Origin of the sequence: Gordonia sp. 135, from assembly GCF_009720185.1 — a bacterium.
Classification (GTDB): Bacteria; Actinomycetota; Actinomycetes; order Mycobacteriales; family Mycobacteriaceae; genus Gordonia; species Gordonia alkanivorans.
The window spans coordinates 1637631-1661233 of record NZ_CP046257.1 but is presented as its reverse complement, the minus strand read 5'-3'; the positions used below and the strand labels follow the sequence as shown (position 1 = coordinate 1661233).

Below are 23603 nucleotides of genomic sequence, written 5' to 3'. Positions count from 1 at the left end.
CAAGCATCTGCTTGGTTGGGTAGCGTGAGCGCATGGCTGAAGCAGTTATCGTATCCACCGCCCGCTCCCCGATCGGCCGCGCCGCCAAGGGATCCCTCAAAGACGTCCGTCCCGACGAACTGTCCCGTCAGATGGTCGAAGCGGCCCTCGCGAAGGTGCCCGAACTCGACCCGGCTGACATCGAGGACATCCACTGGGGCATCGGCCAGCCCGGCGGACAGGGCGGTTACAACATTGCCCGCGTGATCGCCGTCGAACTCGGTTACGACCACGTCCCCGGCGTGACGGTCAACCGTTACTGCTCGTCGTCGCTGCAGACCACCCGCATGGCGCTGCACGCCATCAAGGCGGGAGAGGCCGACGTCATCATCTCCGGCGGCGTCGAGAGCGTGTCGAGCTTCGGCGTCTCCGGCGGTGCCGACGGCGCCCCGAACTCCAAGAACCCGCTGTTCGACGACGCGATGGCGCGCACCGAACTCTCCGCCGCCGGCGACGCCGGAATCTGGCACGACCCCCGCCAGGACGGACTCATCCCGGACGTCTACATCGCGATGGGCCAGACCGCCGAGAACGTCGCCACCTTCACCGGCATCTCGCGTGAGGACCAGGACCGCTGGGGCGTCCTCAGCCAGAACCGTGCGGAGGAGGCCATCAAGTCCGGCTTCTTCGAGCGCGAGATCGACCCGGTCACCCTGCCCGACGGTACGCAGGTCACCACCGACGACGGCCCGCGCGCCGGTACGACGTACGAGAAGATCTCGCAGCTGAAGCCCGTCTTCCGCCCCGACGGCACCATCACCGCGGGTAACGCCTGCCCGCTCAACGACGGCGCCGCCGCACTGGTCATCATGAGCGACACCAAGGCCAAGGAGCTGGGCCTGACCCCGCTCGCCCGGGTCGTCGCCACCGCCGCCACCGGCCTGTCGCCGGAGATCATGGGCCTGGGCCCGATCGAGGCGATCCGCAAGGTGCTCAAGGTCTCCGGGATGTCGCTGTCCGACATCGACCTCGTGGAGATCAACGAGGCCTTCGCCGTCCAGGTGCTCGGCTCGGCGAACGAGCTCGGCATCGACCACGACAAGCTGAACGTGTCGGGCGGCGCCATCGCCCTCGGCCACCCGTTCGGTATGACCGGCGCGCGGATCACCACGACCCTGCTCAACAACCTCCGCACCCACGACAAGACCTTCGGCATCGAGTCGATGTGTGTCGGCGGCGGTCAGGGTATGGCCATGGTGCTCGAGCGCCTCAGCTGACGCGAGTCTCGACTCCTTCTTCGACGCCCCTCGCCGCGTTCGGTCCCAGGATCGCAACGCTGCGGGGGGTTGTTCGTCGGTAGATCGCCCACGCGATGACCGTGACGCCGACGATGTAGATCTCCGCCGGGATCGCCCACGCGTTGTTCGTCGCGTGGTTGTCGTGGAGGTAGTACTGCGAGATGTGGCCGGCGAGGTCGCCGCCGTAGCTGATGGCCAGCGCCCAGACCGCGGCGTCGAGCCATCCGCCGCGGTTGCGGACCCGGAAGGTCAGCACGCACAGCAGCCCGATCGCGATGTCGTTCCAGCCGAGTTCCCATTGGAACATGCCGGGAACGTAGTCGGGTCCGATGTCCTTGGCGAGCTCCGCAGCGTTGGGGCCGACATGGCCGACGCCGGCGAGGACGCCGAAGACGCCGCCGGGTACGAGAATCCACAGCAGCACCAGTTCTGCCACGCGGCCGGTGGTGCGTCTCCGCGCCGACCGGTCCACCAGTATGTGCACGATCGCGCCGACGACCATCAGCGCCAACTGAAACAGGAACCAGACCATGCTCGATGGTCGGCATGTTTCCGGTTCGCCGAGGTGCGCTTGACGACGATTTCCCCCGCTCAGATGACAACGAACCCCGCACTCGAGAGTGCGGGGTTCGTCGTCGGGTCCGGTGCGGCCGTCGCCGCGTCGGGAACTAGTCCGAGTTGAAGTAGCTCAGCAGACGCAGGATCTCGACGTACAGCCAGACCAGGGTGACGGTCAGACCGAGGGCGACGCCCCAGGCGGCGCGGTCGGGTGCGCCGGCGCGGATCAGGCGATCCGCCGAGTCGAAGTCGAGCAGGAAGCTGAACGCCGCCAGCGCGATGCAGACCAGCGAGAAGATGATCGCGATCGGGCCGCCGTCGCGCAGGATGCCGGCCTCACCGGTGAACAGGCCGATGACCAGGTTGCCCAGCATCAGCACGAGCACGCCGATCATGCCGGCGAACAGCATGCGGGTGAAGCGCGGCGTGACGCGGATGGCGCCGATCTTGTAGACGAACAGCATGCCGAAGAACACGCCGAACGTACCGAGGACCGCCTGCCCGATCAGGGCTCCGGCCGAGATGTCACCGCCGACGACCAGGTTCGCGAAGACGAACGAGATCGAACCGACGAACAGACCCTCGAATGCCGCGTAGGCGAGCACGATGGCCGGGTTGTCCTGCTTGCGACCGAAGGTCGCCACCAGGACGAGGACGAGGCCGCCGATCGCGCCGACCATCATCAGCGGCAGCGCGAGGCTCGTCTGAGCGGCCTCGGTGGCCCGGCTGGAGATGCCGAAGTAGGTCGCGATCGCGACAACCGTGAGGACACCCAGGGTGATCGCGGTCTTGGTGACCACGTCGTCGATCGTGAGCTGGCGGGTGGCCGACGGTGCCTGCGGGCTGTACGGATCAGTGGCCTGACCGTATTTGTTCATCGAGACGCCGGCGCCGGCCATGCCGGCCCCGAATCCCGCGTACCCGGATTGATTGTCGCGGACCACACCGCGCATCACCGGATTGCTGCTCTCTCGCACGAAGCGCTCCTTAATCGGTACGGATGTATACCGTCTCAACGTCGGGTCATTCCTGTGAGTTCCCTGACGGGATCACAAGACGACCGTGTCGAATGCGACTTTACCGGCTCTTGACCATTCTGTCGTTCACGACCGCTCCCCGTCCTGCCGGGAACGGAGCGTCATCAGCCAGGACCGAGCGGTTTCGGAGTCCCGAGTTCCTGCGTTCACGGTCATCACCGCACGTCCCAGGCACACGGCCTTCAGCATCGACTCGGCCCGCTCGAACTGGTCTCCCCAGCCCAGGCCGGGCTTGGCGAGCATCAGCGAGGCGATGCCATGCGCGGCGGCCCAGAGTTCGAGGACGACGTCCTTCACCTCGTCGTGGTCGAACATGCCCTCGTCGGCGAGCTCGGTCACCGTGTCCACGAACCGCGTGTAGGCGCTGGCGGTCAGCACCTGGTCGACCTTGGAGGGATGTGCGGCGTCGGCGGGCTTCCCAAAGGCGACCCGGTAGAGCACCGGGGTCGCGACGGCGAATCGGATGTAGGCGAGCCCGAGTTGCAGCGCACGGTCCAACGGGTCGGTGATGTCCTCGGTGGCGGCGTCGAGCTGGGCGTCGAGTCGCTCGAAGTATCGGGCGCACACGGCGTCGAGCAACGCGCCCTTGTCGGCGAAGTGCAGGTAGATCGACGGCGGGGTCACCCCGACGCGAGTGGCGACCGCCCGGATCGACATGGCGGTGTCGTCTCCGTGCTCGACCAGGAGGTCACCCGCGGCCTCGATGATCTCCTCGGCGAGGATCTCACCTGCCCCGCGAGGCGACCTCGCCCGTCTGCGTGTCGTCACTGTTCTCCTGCGCTCGATCCTTCTCCTGAGTCCGGTACCGACGGGATGTGTCGTCCCCCGGGAGGTCTTCGGCAACTTCCTCGGACAACCCGAAGCGGTCGTGGAGCTTCCGCAGCGGGGGCGGCGCCCACCAGTTGGCGCGTCCGACGAGGCGCATGAATGCCGGCACCAGGAACATCCTGACCAGGGTCGCGTCCATCACCACGGCCAGCGCCAGCCCCACTCCGAACATACGCATGAACGACACCTGGGAGGCCGCGATCGCGGCGAAGACGATACTCATCAACAGGGCCGCCGCGGTGATCACCCGGCCGGTACGCGCGAGGCCTAACGCGACCGCGTGGTCGTTCGCCCCGCGGGTGCGGTCGGATTTCAGCCATTCCTCTCGCACGCGTCCGAGCAGGAACATCTCGTAGTCCATGGACAGACCGAACGCCACGCAGAACAGCAGGACAGGCACGGTCGCGTTGAGTGTCCCGGTCGCCGTCGTGCCCAGGCCGTCGAGGTGACCCTCCTGGAAGAACCAGACCATCGCACCGAAGGTCGCCGACAACGAGAGGATGTTGAGCGCCAGTGCCTTCAGTGGGAGGACAACGCTGCCGGTGAAGAGGAACAGCAGCACGAATGTGGCGACGGCGATGATGGCCAGCACCCAGGGCGTGTGGGCGAAGATCGAACTGACGGTGTCATCGGTGGTCGCCGCCAGACCGGTGAACAGGGTGTCGGTTCTCTCGGGTGCGGGTACCGCACGCAACGCGTCGAGCTGAGCCATGCCTGCATCGCTCGTCGGGTCGCGATCGGTGGACACGTTGACGACGTGCACGTCGCCGCGGCTCTCGTCGGGACTGCCGGGCGCGAGCGGCTCGCCGCGGACGAAGGTCCCCGCCGACGAACCGGCCGAGTTGACGTCGTCGACCTGCGACAGCGCTCTCGTGTACGCGGCGAGCGATTCCGGCCCCGCCGGCCCCTGCACGACAATGGTGATGGCCGAGGAGAGGTCGTCCTCGTAGTCGTCGCGGATCTCCTGCTGGATGGCGTGCGAACTGGCGGACTCCGGGAGCACGCGGTCGTCGGGGAAGCCCATCCGGAGTGAGAGGAACGGTGCGCCGAGGACCAGCAGGAAGATGGTGACCACCGCGGCGACCGGCAATGCATGGCGCAGCACCCACTGGACGAGGCGGTACCACCTGGTGTCCTCCGGCTCGCGCGGCTGCGGCGGCGGCAGACGCAGCAGCCGACGCACGGGTTTCCGTGCGTCGAGAGCGTCGATCCGATCCCCGAGGACCATCAGCACGGCCGGGGTGATGATGAGCGCGGAGAACGCCGCCACGGCCACGACTCCCAGGCCGGCGAAGGCGAAGGAACGCAGGAAGTACTGCGGGAACAACACCAGCGCACTGAGCGAGAGCGCCACGGTCACGGCCGAGAACGCCACGGTCCGACCGGCGGTCGCGAGAGTACGGACGATCGCGTCGGGACGTTCGAGTCCCCGGTCGACCTCCTCCCGGTAGCGCGTGAGCAGCAGCAACGTGTAGTCGATGGCCAACGCGAGACCCAGTGCGGTGGTCAGGTTCAGCGCGAACACCGAGACGTCGGTGACCGATCCGATCGCCCGCAGCAGCGCGAACGTCAGGATGATCGAGATGATCCCGATGCCGACGGGCAGGGCCGCCGCGATCAGTCCGCCGAACACGAAGATCAGCACGAGGAAGGTGATGGGGATGGCGATCGCCTCGGCCATCAACAGGTCGGACGAGGTCTGCTCGTTGACCTGGGAGTAGACGAGCGCCTGGCCGCCGACCCGGATCGAGAACCCGTCGCGTTCCCCGGTGAACTCCTCTTCGATCTGCGCGGCCCGGGCGGGGGCCAGGTCCTCGCCGCCCTCGAGGGCGGCGATGATCAGCGTCGACGTCCGGTCGCGGCTGACCAGCGCGGAGTCGAGGGCCGGGTCGGCCCAGACCGACAGGATCTGGTCTTGCACATGCTCGTTCGCATCGAGTTCACGGATAATGTTGTCGGCCAGGGCTTTCGCGGTCGGGTCGCGCGAGATGTCCACGCCGTCGGGACCGTCGAGTTTGAGGACGACCTGGATACCGCCGCGGTTGAACGTCTCGGCGAGCACCTTGTCGGCTCTCGCGGATTCGGCGTTCGGAGCGCTGTAGCCACCGGCCAGGAGATGTTCGGCGGCGGTCGCACCGTACGCGCCGCACACCACGATCAGCACGAAGGCGCCGAGCAGCACCCTCCTCGGCATCGCGATGATCAGCCGTGTCGATCGAACCACCGTGCGTCCCCCTCGCCTCGGTCGACTTACGGCGTTAAGTTATCAGCAGTAAGTTAGCGGGTCAACGGCGTTTCCCGGCGTGAACTTCCATCCCGAGCCCGCGACGCACGGTGCGGAGCTCGCGTTCGATGACGGCGGACTCCGAGCCGAGCAGCCCGGTCGTACGGATGATCTCCCGCAACCGGATCGCCGGGCGCGCGACGTCGACGAGGTGATGCAGCGGCGAACGACGTAAGCCCATCCGCCGCGCAACCGAGCGTTCCACCCACCGCGTCGAGATGGCGGAGAACGACGATCGGAGAACGGGACCGGTCACCGCATCGAGCGCGGAGACCAGGATCGAGGGCACCGGGATCGGCGCGGCACCGTGTACGACGCCGGGCAGGTCGTAGCCCTCGTGCAGCAATGCCTTGATGAGCACCTTCGACGAGTCGTCGGGCTGGAGTTCGAATTCGGCGGCCACCCGGAACAGGTCGGCTGCCTCGGCGTGGCTGGCCGGGAGCAGGTCGTCGTCGACGCCGATGACCCAACCGATCCACCGCCACAGATGCGTGATCGCCTCGCGTTCGGCGCTGCTGTAGTGGATACCGAAGTCACGTGCGACCAGCAGCGGCAGCGCGAGGAAACCGCAGGAGATGGTCATGACCGAATACGTCTGGTTGATCGGTACGCCCCACTCGGCTTCATCCCAGCCCGGCGCACCCTCGTCATGTGGGTGGCGAAGGACATCTCGGATGTAGGCGTGAAGCAACCGAATGCGCAGTGTCCCAACCCAACCCGGGTTCCCTGGAAGCATCGCGCCCGGTGTGGTGGCCTCGGCGACCCAGCGCGCGGTCGACTGCCCCCGATCGCGGGTTCCCAACCCGAGGCGCCCGGTCGCGACCAACGGCCGGACGAAGCCCTGCGCCTTGTATCCGTAGATCAGCGATTGGTAGAGCGTCGACGACTGAAGCGTGCCGAATCGCCACCACGCACGGGCCCCCGACGCCGCGAATGCCGCGTCGAACCAGGGTGGCGGGGCGCTCGTCACCTGCAGCAGGCGACGCATCGACGCCAGCATCTCGATCCGGTCGGGATCACCCGCCTCCGAATCCGCATGGGACTCCAGGAGATCGACGAGTGTCGAGAACGACATGCCCCGTTCGCGGGCCTCGACGACCACCGCGTCGGCAAGCGGATCGCCCTGCAACAGGCCGACCTCCAGACGGTCGACGAGTTCGGGATGCCGCGTGCGGACAGCCTCCCAGTTCCGTGCGCCGGTCACCGCTGCCGCGTCCATCCTCCGATGATCACCCGCTCAGGTGAGCGGGTCAAGGAAAGACGGGTCGAGGAACAAGCAGGTCACGGAGCCTGACTATGCTCACTCCGAAGCCCCCATAGCCCAAATGGCAGAGGCAGCCGACTTAAAATCGGCACAGTGTCGGTTCGAGTCCGACTGGGGGCACCGGGTTGTCGAACTCAGCGCGAGGTGCCGAGGTCCTCCGGCAGCGCCTCGGCGATCAGGCGAGCCATGGCCTCATTCCCCTTGAGGTTCTGGTGGAATCCGAGGTAGATGCTGGTCGGCACGAAGCCCTCGAACCACTTGTCCCCGGAGCAGGCGTCATGCCCGACGACCCGGTTCTGGATGTCGACGAAGACGGCGCCGTGACGTCCGGACACCTTCTCCAGAATCGTGTTGTACCGGGCCAGGAAGCCGTTCCGGATGAACCTGATGTCGGCGTCGCTTGCCGGGTTGGCCGGATAGCATCCGCGGTCGCCGAAGTACCCGCCCTGTCCGATCACAGCGATGACCGCCTTGGGCGCCCGCTTCCGGACGGCCTCGAGCGACGAGTCGACCGAGGCCTCGAGCGCGCGCAGCCCGTCGTTGATCCCGGTGACGTAGAAGGGATTGGTCCGGCAGCGCGAGTCCATGCCCTGGATCGGCGCGATACACCAGCGCGAGAGGTTGCCCCAGTTGGCGTCGTTGGCGCCGATCGAGATCGTGATCAGGTCCGTGTCGGGACGCACCGCCTCGATCTGCGGTGGATGGAATCCGTCGAACCGCAGCTGCGGCGCCGTGGTGATGTTCTCCCCGCGGGCGCCGACACAGGCCACCGTGCGGAACGACGTCGCAGCGATGGTCTTCGCGAGCAGGTTCGGGTAGGCCGTCTCCGACCGTGAGCATCCCTGGAACTGGGTGAGCGTGGTCGGGCTGGCCGCCCGCGAATCACCCAGGGCGACGTAGCTGAGCGACCTCCGCTCCCCGGCCGACGGAGCGGCGAGCGCCGGAGCGGCACCGAGCCCCACGACGACGGACATGGCAATCGCAGCGGTAACCACACGGGTCACGATGATGCGTGCAGCAGATGACCGGGAAGATCGCATGGTCGAATTCAACCAGTAGCCTCGGCTCCCGGCTCGATGTCATCCGTTCCGACGACGCACCGGCCGATAGACGAATCGGCCCACCTGTGCATACGCCATCCGCTCGCTTAGTCGTGAACTCAGCCTGCGTGCTCCGTTGAACACGTGGGCGTCCTTGCCGACCACCGCGCGCACCCAGCCGGCGAGCGCGGCGTCGATGATCAGGCGTGCAGCCTTTTCCGGGGCCATCGCGAAGTTCTTCGCCAGGGCTTCGGGGGTGCCGAGGGCCTTGGAGGTGTTGCGGACGAGGTCGGTCCAGATGGTTCCGGGGAGGACCGTGGTGGCGGTGACCTTCGATTTCTTCCCCCGCAGATCCTGTGCGAGGCCGTATCCGAAGAACGCAACCGCCGCCTTGCTGGCTCCGTAGAACGCCGCGCCCGGGAACGGTGCGAGCCCGGACAGGCTCGACGTGATGAGGACCAGTCCACCGTCGGGACGCTGTTCCAGATGCGGCAGGAAGGCCCGGGTGAGCCACACGGTGCCGTAGTAGTTGACACGCATGAGCAGGTCGATGCGGTCGTCGTCGACCTCGGCGATGGGTTGGGTGTCCTGCGGGATGCCGGCCATGTTGAACAGTCCGTCGACCTGCTCGACGTCAGCGAGCACGACCTCCGGAAACCGTTGCACCGCTTCGCGATCACTGATGTCCAGCTTGTGCCCGTGGAACCGGGAGTCGCCCACCAGCCGTCCGGTCTCCGCGAGACCGACCTCGTTGATGTCCGCGCCGACCACCCTCGCACCGCGGGAGATCAGTTCCAGTGCGACGCACCGGCCGATACCGTTGCCCGCACCGGTCACCACGAAGACCTTGCCCGTCAGTCCCTTGCCGTCGACGTCCACGCATCCTCCTCGACCGAGCCGATGCGGGAACCCTAGCAAGCGCTTGGTTGCCCTGTCTGTCCGGTGGTCGTACACGTAAGCCGCCCGGGTCAGCGGCGGGGTGATGCTGCGGTGGTGATGTACTCGGGGACATGTCCACCCGGGTTCTGGCCGTCGACTCCCCAGCCGCCGACGCTGTAGCCGCCGATTCCTCGGCCGCGCTGCTCACCCTCGGCATCTCGCTCTACTCGATCGCGATTCTCGTGTGCCTCGGCGTCGCGATCAACGCCGCACGGTTCCGTCGCCGTCGGCTTGCGATCACCATGGCGTGGGTGGTCGGCGTGCTGACGGTCGCGGGCGTGATCATCGCGATCCTCAGCAGCGTGCACGGAGGTTAGCCCGAACGCCGCCCCGGCGGCCTGATCCAGCGTGAGCCCCACCACTCCCGGCGTCGAGTGAGAGAACACACTCAATTTTGCACACGTCTGCAAGTTTGCATGGCTCTGCAACTTCCGTACCGTGGAGGAGTGCACCCGTCAGGACTCCGTGAGGCGAAGAAGGCCGCAACGCGTAAGGCGCTCGCCCGTGCCGTGCTCCGCCTGTCGACGCGCGACGGGATCGACCACGTGACCATCGACGCGGTCGCCGCGGAGGCGAACGTCTCGGTCCGCACCTTCCACAACTACTTCGCGGCAAAGAAGACGCCCTCCTCCACCTTGTGGACCTCCTACTGGATTCGGTCATCGAGCGGATTGAAGCCCGGCCGGCCGAGGAGAGCTTCTGGTGTTCGGTCCGGACCGCGGTGACCGAGACCGCCACCTCACTCGACGTCGGCGAGCCGGCCGAGATCGTTGCATTGCTGAGGCTTCTCGACACCGACCCGGCCCTGACCGCCCGATCCCGCGACATGGACCTCGACCAGACGGTCGAATCCCGGCTCACGCTGCTCTACGCCCGCCGCGGCCAGCGGACCGATGCGATGTATCCCCACCTGGTCGTCCACACCGCAATCACCGCCGCGCGAGTCGCCCTCGAGTTCTTCGTGGCTCGCGGCCGACCCGACCTGCCTACCGTGCTCGAGTCCGCCTTCGACCAGATGTCGGCGGGTCTGGAGCATTCCATTCCGCTCATGAGCCGCCCGGCCGACGCATCCCACAAGGAGCCCTGACGTGGCAACACACCTGTACCGACTCGGACGCTGGACGTACGAGAATCGCCTCAAGACGATCACGATCTGGGTTCTCGTCCTCATCGGATTGGGTGTCGGCGCAACACTGCTGGCCAAACCCACGTCCGAATCGTTCTCCATCCCGGGCATCCCGTCGGAGAAGGCGCAGGACCTGATGGTCGAGCGCTTCCCCGACGAACCCTCGTTCGGCTCGGACGTCGGCGTCACCTATGTGGTTCGCGCACCCCAGGGATCGACGCTCACCGAGCCCCGGTACCAGCAGGCGATCGACGACATGGTCGCCGACCTCAAGAACGTCGACGGGGTGTCGAGTCCCGACTCGATCGTCAATCCGTTCGTCTCCTACGGCACCGAACAGTCCCCCGGTCGACTCCGGGAACTGTCCCAGGCCTTCCAGGAGCAGACCTTCGGCAAGAGTGCCGCCGAGGCGGCGGCCGATGCCCAGGCGACCTCACCCATCAACTCCTCGGCCACCGTCGCGCAGTTCGGTACGTCCTTCGCCGTGGAGGCGTCGTCGGACATCACCGAGAGGTCCCGCGAGCAGATGGACGCCGTCGCGGAGGACGGGCGAGCCGCTGGACTCACCGTCGAGATGAAGGGCACTGCCACACAGCAATTCGAGCTCGGTATCACCTCCGAACTCATCGGGATCGGGGTCGGCGCACTGATCCTGATCCTCACCTTCGCCTCACTCGTCGCGTGGGGCATGCCGATCATCACCGCGATCGTGGGCGTGGCGATCGGCATGCTCGGCATCCAGATGGGCACGCACTTCTTCGATCTGAGCAAAGAGACCCCAATCCTCGCCACGATGATCGGACTCGCCGTCGGCATCGACTACGCCTTGTTCATCGTGTCGCGGTATCGCCACGAGGTCCATCGATCGTCGAACCGAGCTGACGCGGCCGGGCGGGCCGTCGGCACCGCAGGCTCGGCTGTCGTGTTCGCGGGTAGCACCGTCGTGATCGCGCTCGCGGCGCTGGCGATCGTCAACATCCCGTTCCTCACCGCGATGGGTGTCGCGGCGGCGGCCACCGTGATCGTCGCGGTGCTGGTGGCCCTGACCTTGCTACCAGCGATTCTCGGCCTGTTCGGCGGCAAGGCCTTCGGCGGGCGACTCCCTCGCCTCAACGCGCCCGATGTGGAACCGCACGAGGCCGAGCGCGTGCACAACGGCCAGCGCTGGGTCCAGCGCATCGTCGCCCATCCGCGCGCCGTCACCGCTGCGATCGTCGGCATCCTCGTCGTACTCGCGGTCCCGATGACCGGCCTCAAGCTGGCTCTGCCCAACGACGGGACCGCCGAGCCGTCGACGACACAGCGACAGGCGTACGACATGCTCGCCGACGGCTACGGGCCCGGGTTCAACGGCCCGCTCGTCGTCGTCGCCGATGGGCGCGGTATCGAGGACACGGGTGACCGGCTCCGCACGTTCGGCACCCTCGTCGACGACTTCGCCCAGATCGAAGGGGTGGAGATCGCGCAGATCGGCGCCGGCGGACTGAACGAGGCCCGCGACACCGCGAAGATCACCATCATCCCCTCAACCGCCCCGTCGGACGAGGCCACCCCGCAACTCGTCCAGACCCTGCGCGACATGGAGCCCCGCGTCGCCGCGGCCACCGGCATCTCGTACGGCGTGACCGGTCAGACCGCGATCGAGCTCGACATCTCCGACCGGTTGTCCGACTCGCTCATCCCCTACCTGCTGGTCGTGGTGGGGCTGGCGTTCATCCTGTTGATCATCGTGTTCCGGTCGATCCTGGTGCCCTTGACCGCCGCGCTCGGATTCCTGCTCAGCGTTGCCGCCACTTTCGGTGTCACGGTTGCGCTGTTCACCGACGGAGCCCTGGGCATCGTCGGGAATCCCCAGCCGGTGGTGTCATTCCTGCCGATCATGCTGGTGGGCATCGTGTTCGGACTCGCGATGGACTACCAGGTGTTCCTCGTGACGCGGATGCGGGAGGCCTACGTCCACGGCGCCGATGCGAAAACCGCCGTCGTCGAGGGTTACCGACACAGCGCTCGCGTGGTGGCCGCCGCTGCAGCGATCATGATCTCCGTGTTCGCGGCGTTCATGTTGCAGGACATGGTCTTCATCAAGGTGATGGGCTTCGCGCTGGCCGCGGCGGTGTTCTTCGACGCCTTCGTCGTCCGCATGACACTCATGCCCGCGGTGCTCACGGTGCTCGGCGACAAGGCATGGTGGCTGCCGCGGTGGCTCGACCGCATCCTGCCCGACGTCGACATCGAAGGAGAGAAACTCCGGCTCGACGACTCGGGCCCGTCGACCGACACCGCCCCGGATGCGGCGGTCCGCACCGGGCCCTGACGGCGGCGTCGGTCAGGCGACCTCGAACTCGCCCAGTTTCGACCACTCGTCCCCGTCAATGGTGGTGTTGATGACGTCCGGGGTCCGCTGCAGGTACTTGGGCAGCTCCTGCTGCGCCTGCTTGAAGTGCGGCGAGGTCACATGCGCCTCGGCCGCGTCGTCGTCGAATGCCTCGACCAGCACGTAGGTGTGCGGGTCGTCCAGCGAACGCGACCAGTCGAACCACTTGTTGCCCGGTTCGGCGCGCGTCGCCTCGGTGAACTCGCGCGACAGCTCCGGCCATTCGTCCGCATACTCGGGCTTGATGGGCCATTTCACGACGATGAGAATCATGCCTCGACCTTAGTCCCCGACCTCGGGACGAACTGTCGCAAAATGCGACTGGGACGGCTGTCCCAAAATGTCCCACCCGTCGACCTCTTCCGGCTACCGGAATCGCGAGACCTCCGCCGCCTCAAGGCATAGAGTGTGAAATCGACAACAAATGTCCTCACATCAGTGCGACAACGGAGGCGATATGCCGGACATCACCAAGTTCTACATCGACGGCCGGTGGGTGGAACCCGCCGAGCTCAACGTCATCGACGTGATCAACCCGGCCACGGAGAAGGCCGCCGGCCAGGTCGCGATCGGAAGCGCTGCCGATGTCGACGCCGCCGTGGAAGCCGCCCGTCGCGCCTTCGAGACCTGGGGCCAGACCACCGTCGAGGAGCGACTCGAGGTCATCAACCGGATCATCGCCGAGTACCAGAACCGCATGGGCGATCTCGCCGCCGCGGTCACCGAGGAGATGGGCTCCCCCGTCGGCCTCACCAACGCCGCGCAGGTTCCGATCGGCCTCGGCCACCTGATGACCGCCGCCGCCCAGCTACCCGGCTTCTCCTTCAGCGAGGACCGCGGCGGACACCGCATCGTCAAGGAGCCGATCGGCGTCTGCGGTTTCATCACGCCGTGGAACTGGCCGCTGAACCAGGTCATGTGCAAGGTCGCCCCGGCCCTGGCCACCGGCTGCACCATGGTGCTCAAGCCCTCCGAGGTGGCACCGTTCTCTGCCGCCATCGTGGCCGAGATCTTCGACGCCGCAGGCGTTCCCGCCGGTGTGTTCAACCTCGTCAACGGTGACGGACCGGGCGTCGGCGCCGCGCTGGCCGCCCACCCCGACATCGACATGATCTCGTTCACCGGGTCCACCCGTGCGGGCATCGAGGTAGCCAAGACCGCGGCCCCGTCGGTCAAGCGCGTCGCCCAGGAGCTCGGCGGCAAGAGCCCGAACATCATCCTCGACGACGAGGACTTCGCGAAGAACGTCGCCGGCGGCATCGCGGCGATGATGATGAACTCCGGCCAGTCGTGCAACGCCCCGAGCCGCATGCTCGTGCCGTCCTCCCGTCTCGACGAGGTCGCCGAGATCGCCAAGTCGGTCGAGCCGAACATCACCGTCGGCGATCCGACGACCGATGTGCAGCTCGGCCCGGTGGTCTCCGAGGCACAGTTCGAGAAGATCCAGGGCCTCATCGAGCGTGCGATCGCCGACGGCGCCACCCCGGTCATCGGCGGCGCGGGACGCCCGGAAGGTCTCGAGACCGGCTACTACGTGAAGCCGACGGTGTTCACCAACGTCACCAACGACATGGAGATCGCCCGCACCGAGGTCTTCGGTCCGGTCCTCGTCGTCATCGCCTACGACTCGATCGACGAGGCGATCAAGATCGGCAACGACACCGAATACGGCCTCGCCGGTTACGTCTCCGGCAAGGACATCGACGAGGTCCGCCGCATCGGTTCGCGCATCCGCGCGGGTTCGATCGGTCTCAACGGCGCCACGGTCGACCCGGTCGCCCCGTTCGGCGGTTACAAGAAGAGTGGCAACGGCCGCGAATGGGGCGACTACGCCTTCGACGAGTTCCTCGAGGTCAAGTCGCTACTCGGCTACGGCGCCTGACGCCACATCCTCTCTCAGGTCCGGCGGGCACATCCACATGTGCCCGCCGGTTTCCGTCTGTCGGTGCCGCGTCCGTCGGTGCTCAGACCGGGTCCTCGGCGCGGAAGTCGTTGCGCTCCACGACCCAGGACACCGCCATCCCGGCGACGAGCCCCCAGAAGGCCGAACCGATGTTCAGGACCGTCAGGTCCGACACCGAGACCAGGAAGGTCAACAGCGCGCCCATCGTGAACCGAGAGCCGAATGCCCCGCGGAACGCTCCCTGCAGCGCACCGAGGAGCGCCAGACCGCCAACCGTCGCGATGAACGCGGCCGGCATCGCCTGCATGAGCGTGACGAACACCGGCGCGAACACACCGATCACGATCGCGAGAACACCGAAGGTCAGTGCCGCGATGTACTGACGGTCGCGACGGCCGCCCGCCACCAGCAAGGCATTGGTGGGGCCGGTCAGGCACGACGAGATGGCCCCGACAGACGCCGCGAGTGCCGACCACAACCCGCTCGCCACGGTGATCACGTTGACCGGCGGACGGTGTCCGGCGCCGCGCAGCACCGCGACCCCTTGTCCGTTCTGTACGACGATCACGGTGATGGCGAGCGGCACCACCAGTTCCATCGCTGCCCGGACGGTGAACTCCGGGACCGTGAAGACCGGCACCGCCACGATCGACGACGCCGGGGTGTCGATGTGAAAGGACCCGGTCGCGACGACCGCGATGGCACCCACCACGAACGCGCCGATGATCGGCGGGACCCGCCGGCTCACCGTCTGATGGCACTGGAGCGCGAAGAAGGCCACCACGATCGGTACCGCGACCCAGGGGTCGGTCCCGACCGCGCCCACGACGTCGAGGCCGAACTGCAGGAACACTCCGGCGACCATGCCCATCACGATGGGCATCGGTATCGCCGACATCGCCTGTCGCACACGCCCGGTCAGACCCACCAGGACGATCAGCAGGCCGGTCAGGAGAAACGCACCGACGACCTCTGCCCACCTCAGGTGCGCCGAAGCCGAACCGACGAGCACCGTGCCGGGGATCGTCCACGCGAACCCCAGCGGCATCTGATACACCCAGCTGGCAACCACCGTCAGGATGCCGTTGAGCACGAAGACCCCGAAGATCCACGACGACAGCTGCGCTGTGGTGAGATCGCCCGCCGCACCCGCCGCGAGGATCACCGCCACCGGTCCCGACGCGGCAAAGATCAGTCCGATCAGGCCGTTCGCCAGGTAGGTCCCGCCTGCATCGCGCAGCATCGACGACGGGCTCGGCCGGGTACCGGTGGGCCGCTCGAAGCCGGTTGCGTACATGTGGGCGAGGCTAGCTCCGTATCCGGCGAGGACAAGGACACAGATTCCCGGGATTGATCGCGTGTGTTTATCGCACGACGCCCACGCGTCGCAGGCGCCGTGAGTACGATCGGCCTTCATGCTGATCCCCACCCACCCCGACTCGACCACCGTCCTCGACGTCGAGGTGACCGGCACCGGCGAGCCGCTTCTGCTCATCGCGGGCATGTCCGCACACCGGGAGATGTGGACCGCCGAACTCCTCGACCGACTGACCCCGCATTTCCAGGTCGCCGTCTACGACCATCGCGGCATCGGCGGGAGCAGCCGCGCGGAGGGTTCGTTCACCATCGCCGACCTCGCCGACGACGCGCGTGGTGTCCTCGACGGCCTCGGCTGGGACACCGCGCACGTCCTGGGCACGTCGATGGGCGGCATGATCGCCCAAGAGCTGACCCTCGGCCACGCCGACCGTGTGCGCAGCCTGGTCCTCGGCTGCACCACCGCGGGCGGTCCGGGCGCGATCGGCACCTCAGGCGCGCTGCGCCTGGTCGAGGCCATCGCCTCCCGCGACGCCGCGCGCGTCGCCCGCACCGCGTTCGAGGTCAACCTGTCCCCCGGATTCTGTTCCGATGACGGCGCATTCGAGAAGTTCACGAAGTTCTCCACACTGCGCAAGGTGCCGTCGGCGGTGGTCGCTGCCCAGGCAGCGGCCTGTGCGGGCCACGACACCCGCGATCGGCTGGCCGCCATCGACGTCCCCACGACCGTCATCCACGGCGACGTCGACGACGTCATCGGCGTCGCCGAGGGCGAACGGCTCGCCGCGGCCATCCCCGACGCCTCCCTCGAAAGGTGGGCCGGCGTCGGGCACATGTTCTGGTGGGAACGCCCCGAGCAGACGGCCGAGGTCGCCATCCGAACAGCGAAGGCAGCAGGCTGAACAGAGCCGGCGTAACGCCGGTCGGGTCGTCGAACGACATTCTTGACATCGGCACCGACGCGATCTTCGGGTGGCCACGTATGTCAGGAGCTCTATGTCGCACTCATCCCAGGCCAGCCCTTCCGAGGCCCCCGGTTCCGAGGCCCCCAGCCCGAAGCCCCGTCGTCTCTCGCCGCGCCGGCGGGTGTTGACCGGTATCTCGGTCGTCGCCATCCTCACGCTCGGCCTGTTCGGGGCGAGCACGCTGTTCGACTCGTCGAACACCGCCAGCGCCCTGCGCGGGCATCCGGAGAAGTTGCGCCCGGGCTGCACCTGGGACTCCTCCGGATATTTCGTGCAGAACTGCAAGGTGTGGTCGGAATCCCAGCAACGTCACGTGATCGTCCAGATCCGCGCCTCCAGCGGCAGCGACAGCGGCGTCTACCTGCTCGACGGCATGCGCGCCAGCGAGACCCGCTCGGCGTGGACCACCGACGTCCAGGCCGCCCGTGTCTACGACGCCAAGGCCGACACAACGCTGGTCATGCCGGTCGGCGGCGCGTCGTCGTTCTACACCGACTGGGACGGTGGCGCAGGCAGCAACAACACCATCATCAAGCAGGAGACCTTCCTGACCTCCGAGCTCCCCGCGTACCTGGAGGAGCAATTCGGCGTCGCCCGCAACAACAACGCGATCGTCGGATTGTCGATGTCGGGCGGCCCCGCGGTGACGCTCGCCGAGCGGCACCCCGAGCAGTTCAAGGTCGTCCAGGCGATGTCGGGTTACTACCAGACCGACAACCCGATCGGCGCCCTCGGCGTCTTCGCGACGCAGAGCCTGGTGTCGAACTACGTCAGCGGCATCGTCAACATGTGGGGCAAGCCGGGCGGCACCCGCTGGACCGACAACGACCCGTCGAAGAACGTCGGCAAGCTCGCGGAGAACGGTCAGGTGCTGGTCATCTCGTCGGGCAACGGTTTCCTCACCCCGTCCGAGCTGGCGAAGCTCGCCCCGCAGGATCAGATCTCGGCGATCGCGCTGGAGATCCTGTCGGCGGTGTCGACCGTGCTGATGCAGCTGCAGGCCAAGCAGTCCGGCGCGTCGGTGATCTCGCTGCCCAACTACGGCGGCCACACCTGGGAGAACTGGGGTCGTGCTCTCGGCGACGGCAAGGGTCACGTCCTCGAGGCGCTGCGCAACAACCCGCCGGTCACCGCGAAGACGACGGTCGTGTCGGCATCGGGCAGCCCTGATCCCGAGGCCCCCGCGAAGGTCACGATGGCCGTGAAACAGGCCGCCGCGGCCTCCCCCGCCCTCGACGCCACTGTCCTGGCCGCACTGGAGTCGACCGACGCCTCCTCCCCGTCGTCGGAGACCTCGTCGTCGGAATCGGCCGGCCCGTCCGACGCCTCGGAGTCGGCTGCACCGTCGAGCGATGACGTGTCGGCATCCGTACCCGCCGCACCCGAGTCGGCAGCGGCCGAATCCGCCGCCCCTGCAGAGCAATCCGCCGCGACGACGACGGACCCCTCCGCACCGGAGCCCGCGCCGTCGGCTCCGCCGGTCTCGGAGCAGCCCGCGTCGTCGACGACGACCACGACACCGGTTCGGTAAGCCGGCTCCGTTGAGGGAGTCAGCACTAGGTATCGCTGAGCGATACCTATTGCTGACCCATCTGTCGGCCCTCGTCGCCACCGCGCACAGCGGATAGGTTTACGAGGTGAACTCCGCCGATCTGGCCGACCTCGTCGGCACCGACACCATCGCCGTGGTGATCGCCTCCGGGCTCATCCTGGTCTGGGGTCTGGCACTGGGTGTGTGGAAGTACCACGGGATCCGCACGTCGCCCGAACACACCGCGCACGTCTACGTCGACATCGCTCATCGGGCGGCGCTGATGTACTCGTTTGCGACCCTCGTCCTCGCGGCCCTCGTCGAGCTGAGTGCGTTTGGACCGGTGGTCAACCTGGTGGCCGCCGCGGTGCCGATCGTGTTCTTCGTCGCCGCGATCGCCGCGTACTGCATCCACGGCGCACTGCGCGACACCACGAATCAGTTCGAGAAACCGATGCCGGGGACGTATCTGTTCATGCTCGCGCTGATCGTCGGCGAGATCGGCGGCGTGCTGGTGCTTCTCGCCGGCGTCGCTGTCCGCCTGACCTGACCGGCGGCTGCGTTACGACGCTGCGGGCGAGTGCCGCTCCAGCCAGCTCACGACCTCGCCGAGGACCACGTCCTGCTCGGGTTCGTTGAAGATCTCGTGGAACAGGTCGTCGTAGATGACCAGCGTCTTGTCCTCCGAACCCGCGAGCCGCTCGACGAGTTCGCTGCCCTTCGGGTCGGTGAGGGCGTCGGCGCCGCCATGCATCACGAGCACCGGCAGCTGCAGTGACGGCAGGCGCTCCGGGAACGACTGCATCGTGGCGATCATCGCCCCGCCCAGCCCGGCCGGAATCTTTCCGCGCGAGACGAGCGGATCGGCGTCGTAGTCCGCGACGACGGCCGGGTCACGGGAGATGCTCGACGAACTCAACGCAGTGGTCGGCAACCCCGGCGCGATCCGCCCGAGCACCGGCGCGACCTTCACCGCCAGCGGAGACAGGTCATCCCCGGGCAGCACCGCCGCGCCCGAGAGGATGAGACCGTCGAGCTTCTCCTGATGGTCGAGTGCATAGTCGAGCGCGATACAGCCGCCCATGCTGTGCCCGATGAGGAACGTCGGGAGCGCATCGTCGGAGACGTGAGCGATGACGGTGTCGAGGTCGTCGGTGAACTCGGCGAAGCGGCGCAGGCGCATCCGCTTTCCGCCGGAGCGTCCGTGCCCGATGTGGTCGGGGATCGCCACCAGATAGCCCGCGTCGACGAGGCGCTGGGCCACGTGGCCGTACCGTCGGCCGTGTTCGGCGAGCCCGTGGGCGATCACCACGACGCCGCGCGGATCGCCCTCGGGCCGGTGCACGTCGTAGACGATGTTCTGGCCGTGCGGTCCGCGGAAACTGTGCTCTTGCGGTGTCATTCCCTGCTCTCTCGTTTCCTGCTCTGGCGCCCTGCTCACACGAACGCGGATCAGTGGAGGCCCAGCCGCGCCGCGACCGACTTGCCCGCGGACTCGAGCACTCCGAGCGGACGAAGCGCGGCCTCGCCGATCCCCACCAGCACCTCGACCCGGGCGACGACCCGCTCGAGCCGCGCCACGACATCGGACATCCGGCCGACGGTGGTGTCCACCTTGTCGAGTGTTCCCGACATCCGTACGAGAGTCGCATCCAGCTTCTCGATCGTCGCGTCGAGATTCCCCATGGTCGGGCCGAGGCCCTCCAGGGTCTCGCCCATGTCGGCGAGAATCCCCTCCAGCTGCTCGACCGTCACGTCGGCATTGAATGCGGCCTGCGCCAGCTTCTTGATGCGTTGACGCTCGGGCGGCTTCGATGACGAGGTGTCGACCATGGGCTGGATTATCGCCCACCGGTCGCCCACCGGGAGAGCGAACGCGTGAGGAATAGTCCGGCGCCCTCGACGGTTGAGGCACACAGAGTTGCTCAAATTTGAGTGACTCACGAACGAAGGAGCACCTCATGCCTGCCGTCTCCGCCGACACCTTGACTCTGGCGCGCCTGTCCTCGCCCGGGGTCGACGCCATCGAACGACCCGTCCGCTCGGTCACGCGCGGACCGCGCGGATACGAAGGAGAAGGGTTCCCGGTGGTGCGCGCCTTCGCCGGCGTCTCCGCCGCCGACCTCGATCCCTTCATCCACATGGACCAGATGGGTGAGGTCGACTACGAACCCGGCGAACCGCGGGGCACCTCCTGGCACCCGCATCGCGGCTTCGAGACCGTGACCTACATGATCGACGGCCGGTTCGCCCACCAGGACTCCGCCGGGGGCGGCGGCCTCATCGAAGACGGTGCGACGCAATGGATGACGGCCGGGTCCGGCATCCTGCACATCGAGACCCCACCGGCCGAGCTGGTCGAGTCGGGCGGGCTGTTCCACGGCATCCAGCTGTGGGTGAACCTGCCCGCCAAGGACAAGTTCCTCCCGCCCAACTACCAGAATCTCGAGGGCGGTCAGGTGGGCCTGGTGACCTCCCCGGACGCCGGGTCGCTGATCCGGATCATCGCCGGCGAGATCGACGGCCACCGCGGGCCGGGATCGACCCACACACCTATCACCCTGGCCCACGCCACGGTGCAACCGGGTGCAGGGGTGTCGATTCCGTGGAATCCCGAGTTCAACGCGCTGGTCTACGTGCTGTCCGGGCGTGGGCGGGTCGGCGCGGAGGGTCCTCCCATCGAACAGGGGTCGCTCGCGGTGCTCGGCAAGGGTGACCGGATCACCGTGGCCGCCGACGGTTCGCAGGACAGCAACCGTCCCGCGCTGGAGGTCCTGCTGCTCGGCGGCCGGCCGATCCGCGAGCGTGTGTTCCAGTACGGTCCGTTCGTCATGAACACCAAGCAGCAACTCGTCGAGGCGATCGAGGACTATCAAGCCGGCCGACTTGGTGTCATCCCCCCGGATGCGCTGATGCCGCACACCGTTCGCTGATCCATGGCCCGACACTCCCCCGCCGGGTCCGACGATCTGCAGGCCGCGTGGCGCGTCTTCATCGAGACCGCCGCGCGGCTGCAGACCATGCTCGACGACGACCTGCGTGCCACCGCCGGGATGAGTCTCGCCGACTACAGCATGCTGCTCATCCTGCACGAGAGCGAGGGCGGCCGACTGCGGATGCGAGACCTGTCTTACCGCATGGTGTTCTCCACGTCGCGTCTGTCCTACCAGGTCGACGCGATGGTCAAACGTGGTTGGCTGCAGCGCGAACGCGCCGCCGAGGACCGGCGTGGTAGTTACGCGGTGCTCACCGAGGCCGGGCGTGCCGCTTTCCGCGAAGCCGCCCACGACCACGGTCGGTGCGTCGACGACCTGTTCTTCACCGCACTCCGCCCCTCGGACGGACGCGAACTGCGTGCGGTGATGGAAAGACTCGCCGCGCATCTCGACGCCACCCACCCGAGAAACCAGGAGACCTGATGTCGCTCACCATCATCCGTGCCACCGAGCGCCATCACTGGCGCAACGAGTGGCTCGAGTCCTGGCAGTCTTTCCCGGCGACGGGCAACTTCGACCTCGCCGCGAACGCCCACGGAGTCCTGCTCGTGCACAACGACGATCGGGTCGACGCGGGCGAGGGACTCGACCGCCACCAGCACCGTGACGCCGAGATCGTCACGTGGGTCCTCGACGGAGCACTGCGCCACCGCGATTCCACGGGCAACGACGGCATTCTGAAACCCGGCGTGGTACAACGCATGACGGCCGGCCGCGGGATCGCCCACAGCGAGGGCAACGCGACCGGACGCCTGAACGGCACCGACCTGCGTGTGGTCCAGATGTGGGTAGCGCCGGACGAGGCGGGCCTGGCACCCGGGTACGCCGAGGCCGACGTCACCGACGCACTGGCGAGCGGCGAACTCGTGGTCGTCGTCTCCGGACTGTCCCGCCACGCGACGACGGCACCGGTCACGATCAACAACTCCGCCGCCGCCCTGCATGTGGCGCGGATGCCCGCCGGCAAGACGGTGACGCTGCCCGCCGCACCCTACGGTCACCTGTACGTTGCACGAGGGAGCGTCGACGTCGACGGCCACACCCTCGGCGAGGGTGATGCCGTGCGCACGAGAAAGGCCGGCGAGATCTTGCTGAACAGCCCCGGCGGAGCCGAGATCCTGTTCTGGGAGATGCACGCCGGCGTCGCCTGAGCCCGCTGCCGGGTCAACCGCCGAGCTGCGGTGCCACCTTCGACGCGACGAGGTCGAGATGGTCGAGGTCGTCGAGATCCAGTGTCTGGAGATACATCCGGGTGATACCGAGTTCGCGATAGCTCTCGATCTTGGCCGCAACCTCGTCCGGTGTGCCCGCGGCGCCGTTCTCGCGCAGTTCGTCCGGCTCCCGGCCGATCGCCTCGGCGCGACTGCGGAACTCGGCTTCGGTGCTGCCGCAACACAAGACGAGTGCTCCCGAGTATGTCATGGTCTCGGGGCGACGCCCCGCCGCGGCGCAGGCTGCCCGCACGTTGCCGATCAGCTCGCCGGCGACGTCGACGGGCTGGAACACCACGTTGAACTCGTCGGCGAACCGCGCCGCCAACGCCGGGGTGCGCTTCTTGCCGCTGCCACCGACGATGATCGGCGGGCGCGGGTTCTGCACCGGCTTCGGGAGTGCCGGCGAGTTGGTGAGCCGGAAATGCTCACCGCGGTAATCGAACTGACTACCCTCGGGCGTACCCCACAGCCCGGTGATGATCTCGAAGCTCTCCTCCAGACGATCGAACCGTTCCTTGATCGACGGGAACGGGATGCCGTAGGCCTCGTGTTCGGGCTCGTACCAGCCGGCGCCGAGCCCGAGTTCGATTCGGCCGCCGCTCATCTGGTCGACGTTGGCGACCGCGATCGCGAACGGGCCCGGAAGACGGAAGGTGGCCGACGAGACCAACGTGCCCAGACGGATGCGCGAGGTCTCACGCGCGAGACCTGCCAGCGTGATCCACGCGTCGGACGGGCCCGGCAACCCGTCGCCACCCATGCCGCTGTAGTGGTCGGAGCGGAAGAAGGCGTCGTAACCGAGATCCTCGGTCGCCTTCGCCACGGCGAGCAGCTGGTCGTAGGTCGCACCTTGTTGGGGTTCGGTGTAGATTCGCAGTTGCACGGTTTCAACTTACGCGCAGTGGGCACTCACCTCGTGGACGAGTTCCCCGGCCGCCCATCCGGCCCCG

At 67.5% G+C, this 23603-nt stretch carries 24 protein-coding genes and 1 tRNA gene; 13 read left to right on the top strand and 12 right to left on the bottom strand.

Going from position 1 to position 23603, the window contains the following annotated elements; genetic code table 11:
• Positions 1–32 precede the first annotated feature (32 nt).
• Positions 33–1256 (top strand): acetyl-CoA C-acetyltransferase, encoded by a 1224-nt coding sequence (locus tag GKZ92_RS07615; protein WP_006357692.1) that lies wholly within the window; start codon positions 33–35, stop codon positions 1254–1256.
• Here GKZ92_RS07615 and GKZ92_RS07610 read toward each other — a convergent pair.
• From GKZ92_RS07610 to GKZ92_RS07590, 5 genes are all read right to left on the bottom strand, one after another.
• Positions 1249–1809 (bottom strand): DUF6790 family protein, encoded by a 561-nt coding sequence (locus GKZ92_RS07610; RefSeq protein ID WP_006357691.1) that lies wholly within the window; start codon positions 1807–1809, stop codon positions 1249–1251. The genes GKZ92_RS07615 and GKZ92_RS07610 overlap by 8 nt on opposite strands.
• 136 nt (positions 1810–1945) lie before the next feature.
• Positions 1946–2812, bottom strand: a complete 867-nt coding sequence (locus tag GKZ92_RS07605; RefSeq protein WP_006357690.1) for a Bax inhibitor-1/YccA family protein — start codon at positions 2810–2812, stop codon at positions 1946–1948.
• Positions 2813–2938: 126 nt separating this feature from the next.
• Positions 2939–3640 carry a TetR/AcrR family transcriptional regulator gene (locus tag GKZ92_RS07600; RefSeq protein ID WP_035750487.1) on the bottom strand — a complete coding sequence of 234 codons (702 nt, stop codon included), beginning with the start codon at positions 3638–3640 and terminating at the stop codon, positions 2939–2941.
• Complete coding sequence (locus GKZ92_RS07595) at positions 3597–5924, bottom strand: MMPL family transporter (protein WP_035750484.1); 2328 nt, start codon at positions 5922–5924, stop codon at positions 3597–3599. Before GKZ92_RS07595 ends, GKZ92_RS07600 begins: the two co-directional genes overlap by 44 nt.
• 61 nt (positions 5925–5985) lie before the next feature.
• Complete coding sequence (locus GKZ92_RS07590) at positions 5986–7203, bottom strand: oxygenase MpaB family protein (RefSeq protein ID WP_042375960.1); 1218 nt, start codon at positions 7201–7203, stop codon at positions 5986–5988.
• Between the two features lie 91 nt (positions 7204–7294).
• On the opposite strand from GKZ92_RS07590, the gene GKZ92_RS07585 reads away from it, so the two are divergent.
• A tRNA-Leu gene (locus tag GKZ92_RS07585) sits at positions 7295–7368 on the top strand.
• Between the two features lie 14 nt (positions 7369–7382).
• Here GKZ92_RS07585 and GKZ92_RS07580 read toward each other — a convergent pair.
• Both GKZ92_RS07580 and GKZ92_RS07575 read right to left on the bottom strand, forming a co-directional pair.
• Entirely contained in the window at positions 7383–8243 is an 861-nt protein-coding gene (locus tag GKZ92_RS07580) for an SGNH/GDSL hydrolase family protein (protein WP_230461918.1), read from the bottom strand.
• Between the two features lie 84 nt (positions 8244–8327).
• A complete protein-coding gene (locus GKZ92_RS07575) occupies positions 8328–9167 on the bottom strand; it encodes an SDR family NAD(P)-dependent oxidoreductase (protein WP_006357685.1) in 840 nt (279 codons plus the stop codon).
• A 131-nt stretch (positions 9168–9298) separates the two neighbouring features.
• On the opposite strand from GKZ92_RS07575, the gene GKZ92_RS07570 reads away from it, so the two are divergent.
• The 4 genes from GKZ92_RS07570 to GKZ92_RS07560 all read left to right on the top strand — a co-directional run bounded on the left by GKZ92_RS07570 (position 9299) and on the right by GKZ92_RS07560 (position 12667).
• Positions 9299–9544: a hypothetical protein gene (locus GKZ92_RS07570; RefSeq protein ID WP_006357684.1), complete on the top strand. Its 246-nt coding sequence runs from the start codon at positions 9299–9301 to the stop codon at positions 9542–9544.
• A gap of 129 nt (positions 9545–9673) precedes the next feature.
• Positions 9674–9952 (top strand): TetR/AcrR family transcriptional regulator, encoded by a 279-nt coding sequence (locus tag GKZ92_RS23945; RefSeq protein WP_006357683.1) that lies wholly within the window; start codon positions 9674–9676, stop codon positions 9950–9952.
• A complete protein-coding gene (locus GKZ92_RS23940) occupies positions 9949–10314 on the top strand; it encodes an acyl-CoA-like ligand-binding transcription factor (protein WP_006357682.1) in 366 nt (121 codons plus the stop codon). Before GKZ92_RS23945 ends, GKZ92_RS23940 begins: the two co-directional genes overlap by 4 nt.
• A gap of 1 nt (position 10315) precedes the next feature.
• Positions 10316–12667: an MMPL family transporter gene (locus tag GKZ92_RS07560; protein WP_155225153.1), complete on the top strand. Its 2352-nt coding sequence runs from the start codon at positions 10316–10318 to the stop codon at positions 12665–12667.
• Positions 12668–12679: 12 nt separating this feature from the next.
• On the opposite strand, the gene GKZ92_RS07555 is transcribed toward GKZ92_RS07560, so the two are convergent.
• Entirely contained in the window at positions 12680–13000 is a 321-nt protein-coding gene (locus GKZ92_RS07555; protein ID WP_006357680.1) for a putative quinol monooxygenase, read from the bottom strand.
• Positions 13001–13184: 184 nt separating this feature from the next.
• Here GKZ92_RS07555 and GKZ92_RS07550 point away from each other — a divergent pair, with 184 nt between their 5' ends.
• Positions 13185–14609: an aldehyde dehydrogenase family protein gene (locus tag GKZ92_RS07550; RefSeq protein WP_006357679.1), complete on the top strand. Its 1425-nt coding sequence runs from the start codon at positions 13185–13187 to the stop codon at positions 14607–14609.
• An 82-nt stretch (positions 14610–14691) separates the two neighbouring features.
• On the opposite strand, the gene GKZ92_RS07545 is transcribed toward GKZ92_RS07550, so the two are convergent.
• Positions 14692–15927, bottom strand: a complete 1236-nt coding sequence (locus tag GKZ92_RS07545) for a benzoate/H(+) symporter BenE family transporter (RefSeq protein WP_006357678.1) — start codon at positions 15925–15927, stop codon at positions 14692–14694.
• Positions 15928–16045: 118 nt separating this feature from the next.
• Between GKZ92_RS07545 and GKZ92_RS07540 the strand changes: the two genes are divergently transcribed.
• From GKZ92_RS07540 to GKZ92_RS07530, 3 genes are all read left to right on the top strand, one after another.
• A complete protein-coding gene (locus GKZ92_RS07540; RefSeq protein WP_006357677.1) occupies positions 16046–16849 on the top strand; it encodes an alpha/beta fold hydrolase in 804 nt (267 codons plus the stop codon).
• A 94-nt stretch (positions 16850–16943) separates the two neighbouring features.
• Positions 16944–18443: an alpha/beta hydrolase gene (locus tag GKZ92_RS07535; RefSeq protein WP_035750474.1), complete on the top strand. Its 1500-nt coding sequence runs from the start codon at positions 16944–16946 to the stop codon at positions 18441–18443.
• 106 nt (positions 18444–18549) lie between these two features.
• Positions 18550–18993 carry a hypothetical protein gene (locus GKZ92_RS07530; protein WP_035750471.1) on the top strand — a complete coding sequence of 148 codons (444 nt, stop codon included), beginning with the start codon at positions 18550–18552 and terminating at the stop codon, positions 18991–18993.
• A gap of 12 nt (positions 18994–19005) precedes the next feature.
• Here the strand turns inward: GKZ92_RS07530 and GKZ92_RS07525 are convergent, their stop codons facing one another.
• Together GKZ92_RS07525 and GKZ92_RS07520 are read right to left on the bottom strand one after the other, a co-directional pair.
• The gene (locus tag GKZ92_RS07525; RefSeq protein WP_035750468.1) at positions 19006–19845 is read right to left on the bottom strand and encodes an alpha/beta hydrolase; all 840 of its coding nucleotides are present in this window, start codon (positions 19843–19845) and stop codon (positions 19006–19008) included.
• Positions 19846–19895: 50 nt separating this feature from the next.
• Complete coding sequence (locus GKZ92_RS07520) at positions 19896–20276, bottom strand: hypothetical protein (protein WP_005195626.1); 381 nt, start codon at positions 20274–20276, stop codon at positions 19896–19898.
• A gap of 128 nt (positions 20277–20404) precedes the next feature.
• On the opposite strand from GKZ92_RS07520, the gene GKZ92_RS07515 reads away from it, so the two are divergent.
• The 3 genes from GKZ92_RS07515 to GKZ92_RS07505 are packed head-to-tail and all read left to right on the top strand — an operon-like array spanning position 20405 to position 22590.
• Complete coding sequence (locus GKZ92_RS07515) at positions 20405–21376, top strand: pirin family protein (protein WP_035750462.1); 972 nt, start codon at positions 20405–20407, stop codon at positions 21374–21376.
• Between the two features lie 3 nt (positions 21377–21379).
• Positions 21380–21862, top strand: a complete 483-nt coding sequence (locus tag GKZ92_RS07510) for a MarR family winged helix-turn-helix transcriptional regulator (RefSeq protein ID WP_035750459.1) — start codon at positions 21380–21382, stop codon at positions 21860–21862.
• Complete coding sequence (locus GKZ92_RS07505) at positions 21862–22590, top strand: pirin family protein (protein WP_035750457.1); 729 nt, start codon at positions 21862–21864, stop codon at positions 22588–22590. The genes GKZ92_RS07510 and GKZ92_RS07505 overlap by 1 nt, the downstream gene beginning before the upstream one ends.
• A gap of 13 nt (positions 22591–22603) precedes the next feature.
• Here GKZ92_RS07505 and GKZ92_RS07500 read toward each other — a convergent pair whose 3' ends face one another.
• A complete protein-coding gene (locus GKZ92_RS07500) occupies positions 22604–23536 on the bottom strand; it encodes an LLM class F420-dependent oxidoreductase (protein ID WP_035750455.1) in 933 nt (310 codons plus the stop codon).
• Positions 23537–23603: the final 67 nt, after the last annotated feature.

What these genes read in the sequence shown, in the direction of transcription:
- GKZ92_RS07525 (WP_035750468.1), bottom strand. Translation starts at nt 19,845, where the DNA reads ATGACACCGCAAGAGCACAGTTTCCGCGGACCGCACGGCCAGAACATC.
- GKZ92_RS07570 (WP_006357684.1), top strand. Translation starts at nt 9,299, where the DNA reads ATGTCCACCCGGGTTCTGGCCGTCGACTCCCCAGCCGCCGACGCTGTA.
- GKZ92_RS07535 (WP_035750474.1), top strand. Translation starts at nt 16,944, where the DNA reads ATGTCGCACTCATCCCAGGCCAGCCCTTCCGAGGCCCCCGGTTCCGAG.
- GKZ92_RS07510 (WP_035750459.1), top strand. Translation starts at nt 21,380, where the DNA reads ATGGCCCGACACTCCCCCGCCGGGTCCGACGATCTGCAGGCCGCGTGG.
- GKZ92_RS07550 (WP_006357679.1), top strand. Translation starts at nt 13,185, where the DNA reads ATGCCGGACATCACCAAGTTCTACATCGACGGCCGGTGGGTGGAACCC.
- GKZ92_RS07555 (WP_006357680.1), bottom strand. Translation starts at nt 13,000, where the DNA reads ATGATTCTCATCGTCGTGAAATGGCCCATCAAGCCCGAGTATGCGGAC.
- GKZ92_RS07505 (WP_035750457.1), top strand. Translation starts at nt 21,862, where the DNA reads ATGTCGCTCACCATCATCCGTGCCACCGAGCGCCATCACTGGCGCAAC.
- GKZ92_RS07520 (WP_005195626.1), bottom strand. Translation starts at nt 20,276, where the DNA reads ATGGTCGACACCTCGTCATCGAAGCCGCCCGAGCGTCAACGCATCAAG.
- GKZ92_RS07540 (WP_006357677.1), top strand. Translation starts at nt 16,046, where the DNA reads ATGCTGATCCCCACCCACCCCGACTCGACCACCGTCCTCGACGTCGAG.
- GKZ92_RS07615 (WP_006357692.1), top strand. Translation starts at nt 33, where the DNA reads ATGGCTGAAGCAGTTATCGTATCCACCGCCCGCTCCCCGATCGGCCGC.
- GKZ92_RS07610 (WP_006357691.1), bottom strand. Translation starts at nt 1,809, where the DNA reads ATGGTCTGGTTCCTGTTTCAGTTGGCGCTGATGGTCGTCGGCGCGATC.
- GKZ92_RS07590 (WP_042375960.1), bottom strand. Translation starts at nt 7,203, where the DNA reads ATGGACGCGGCAGCGGTGACCGGCGCACGGAACTGGGAGGCTGTCCGC.
- GKZ92_RS07515 (WP_035750462.1), top strand. Translation starts at nt 20,405, where the DNA reads ATGCCTGCCGTCTCCGCCGACACCTTGACTCTGGCGCGCCTGTCCTCG.
- GKZ92_RS07545 (WP_006357678.1), bottom strand. Translation starts at nt 15,927, where the DNA reads ATGTACGCAACCGGCTTCGAGCGGCCCACCGGTACCCGGCCGAGCCCG.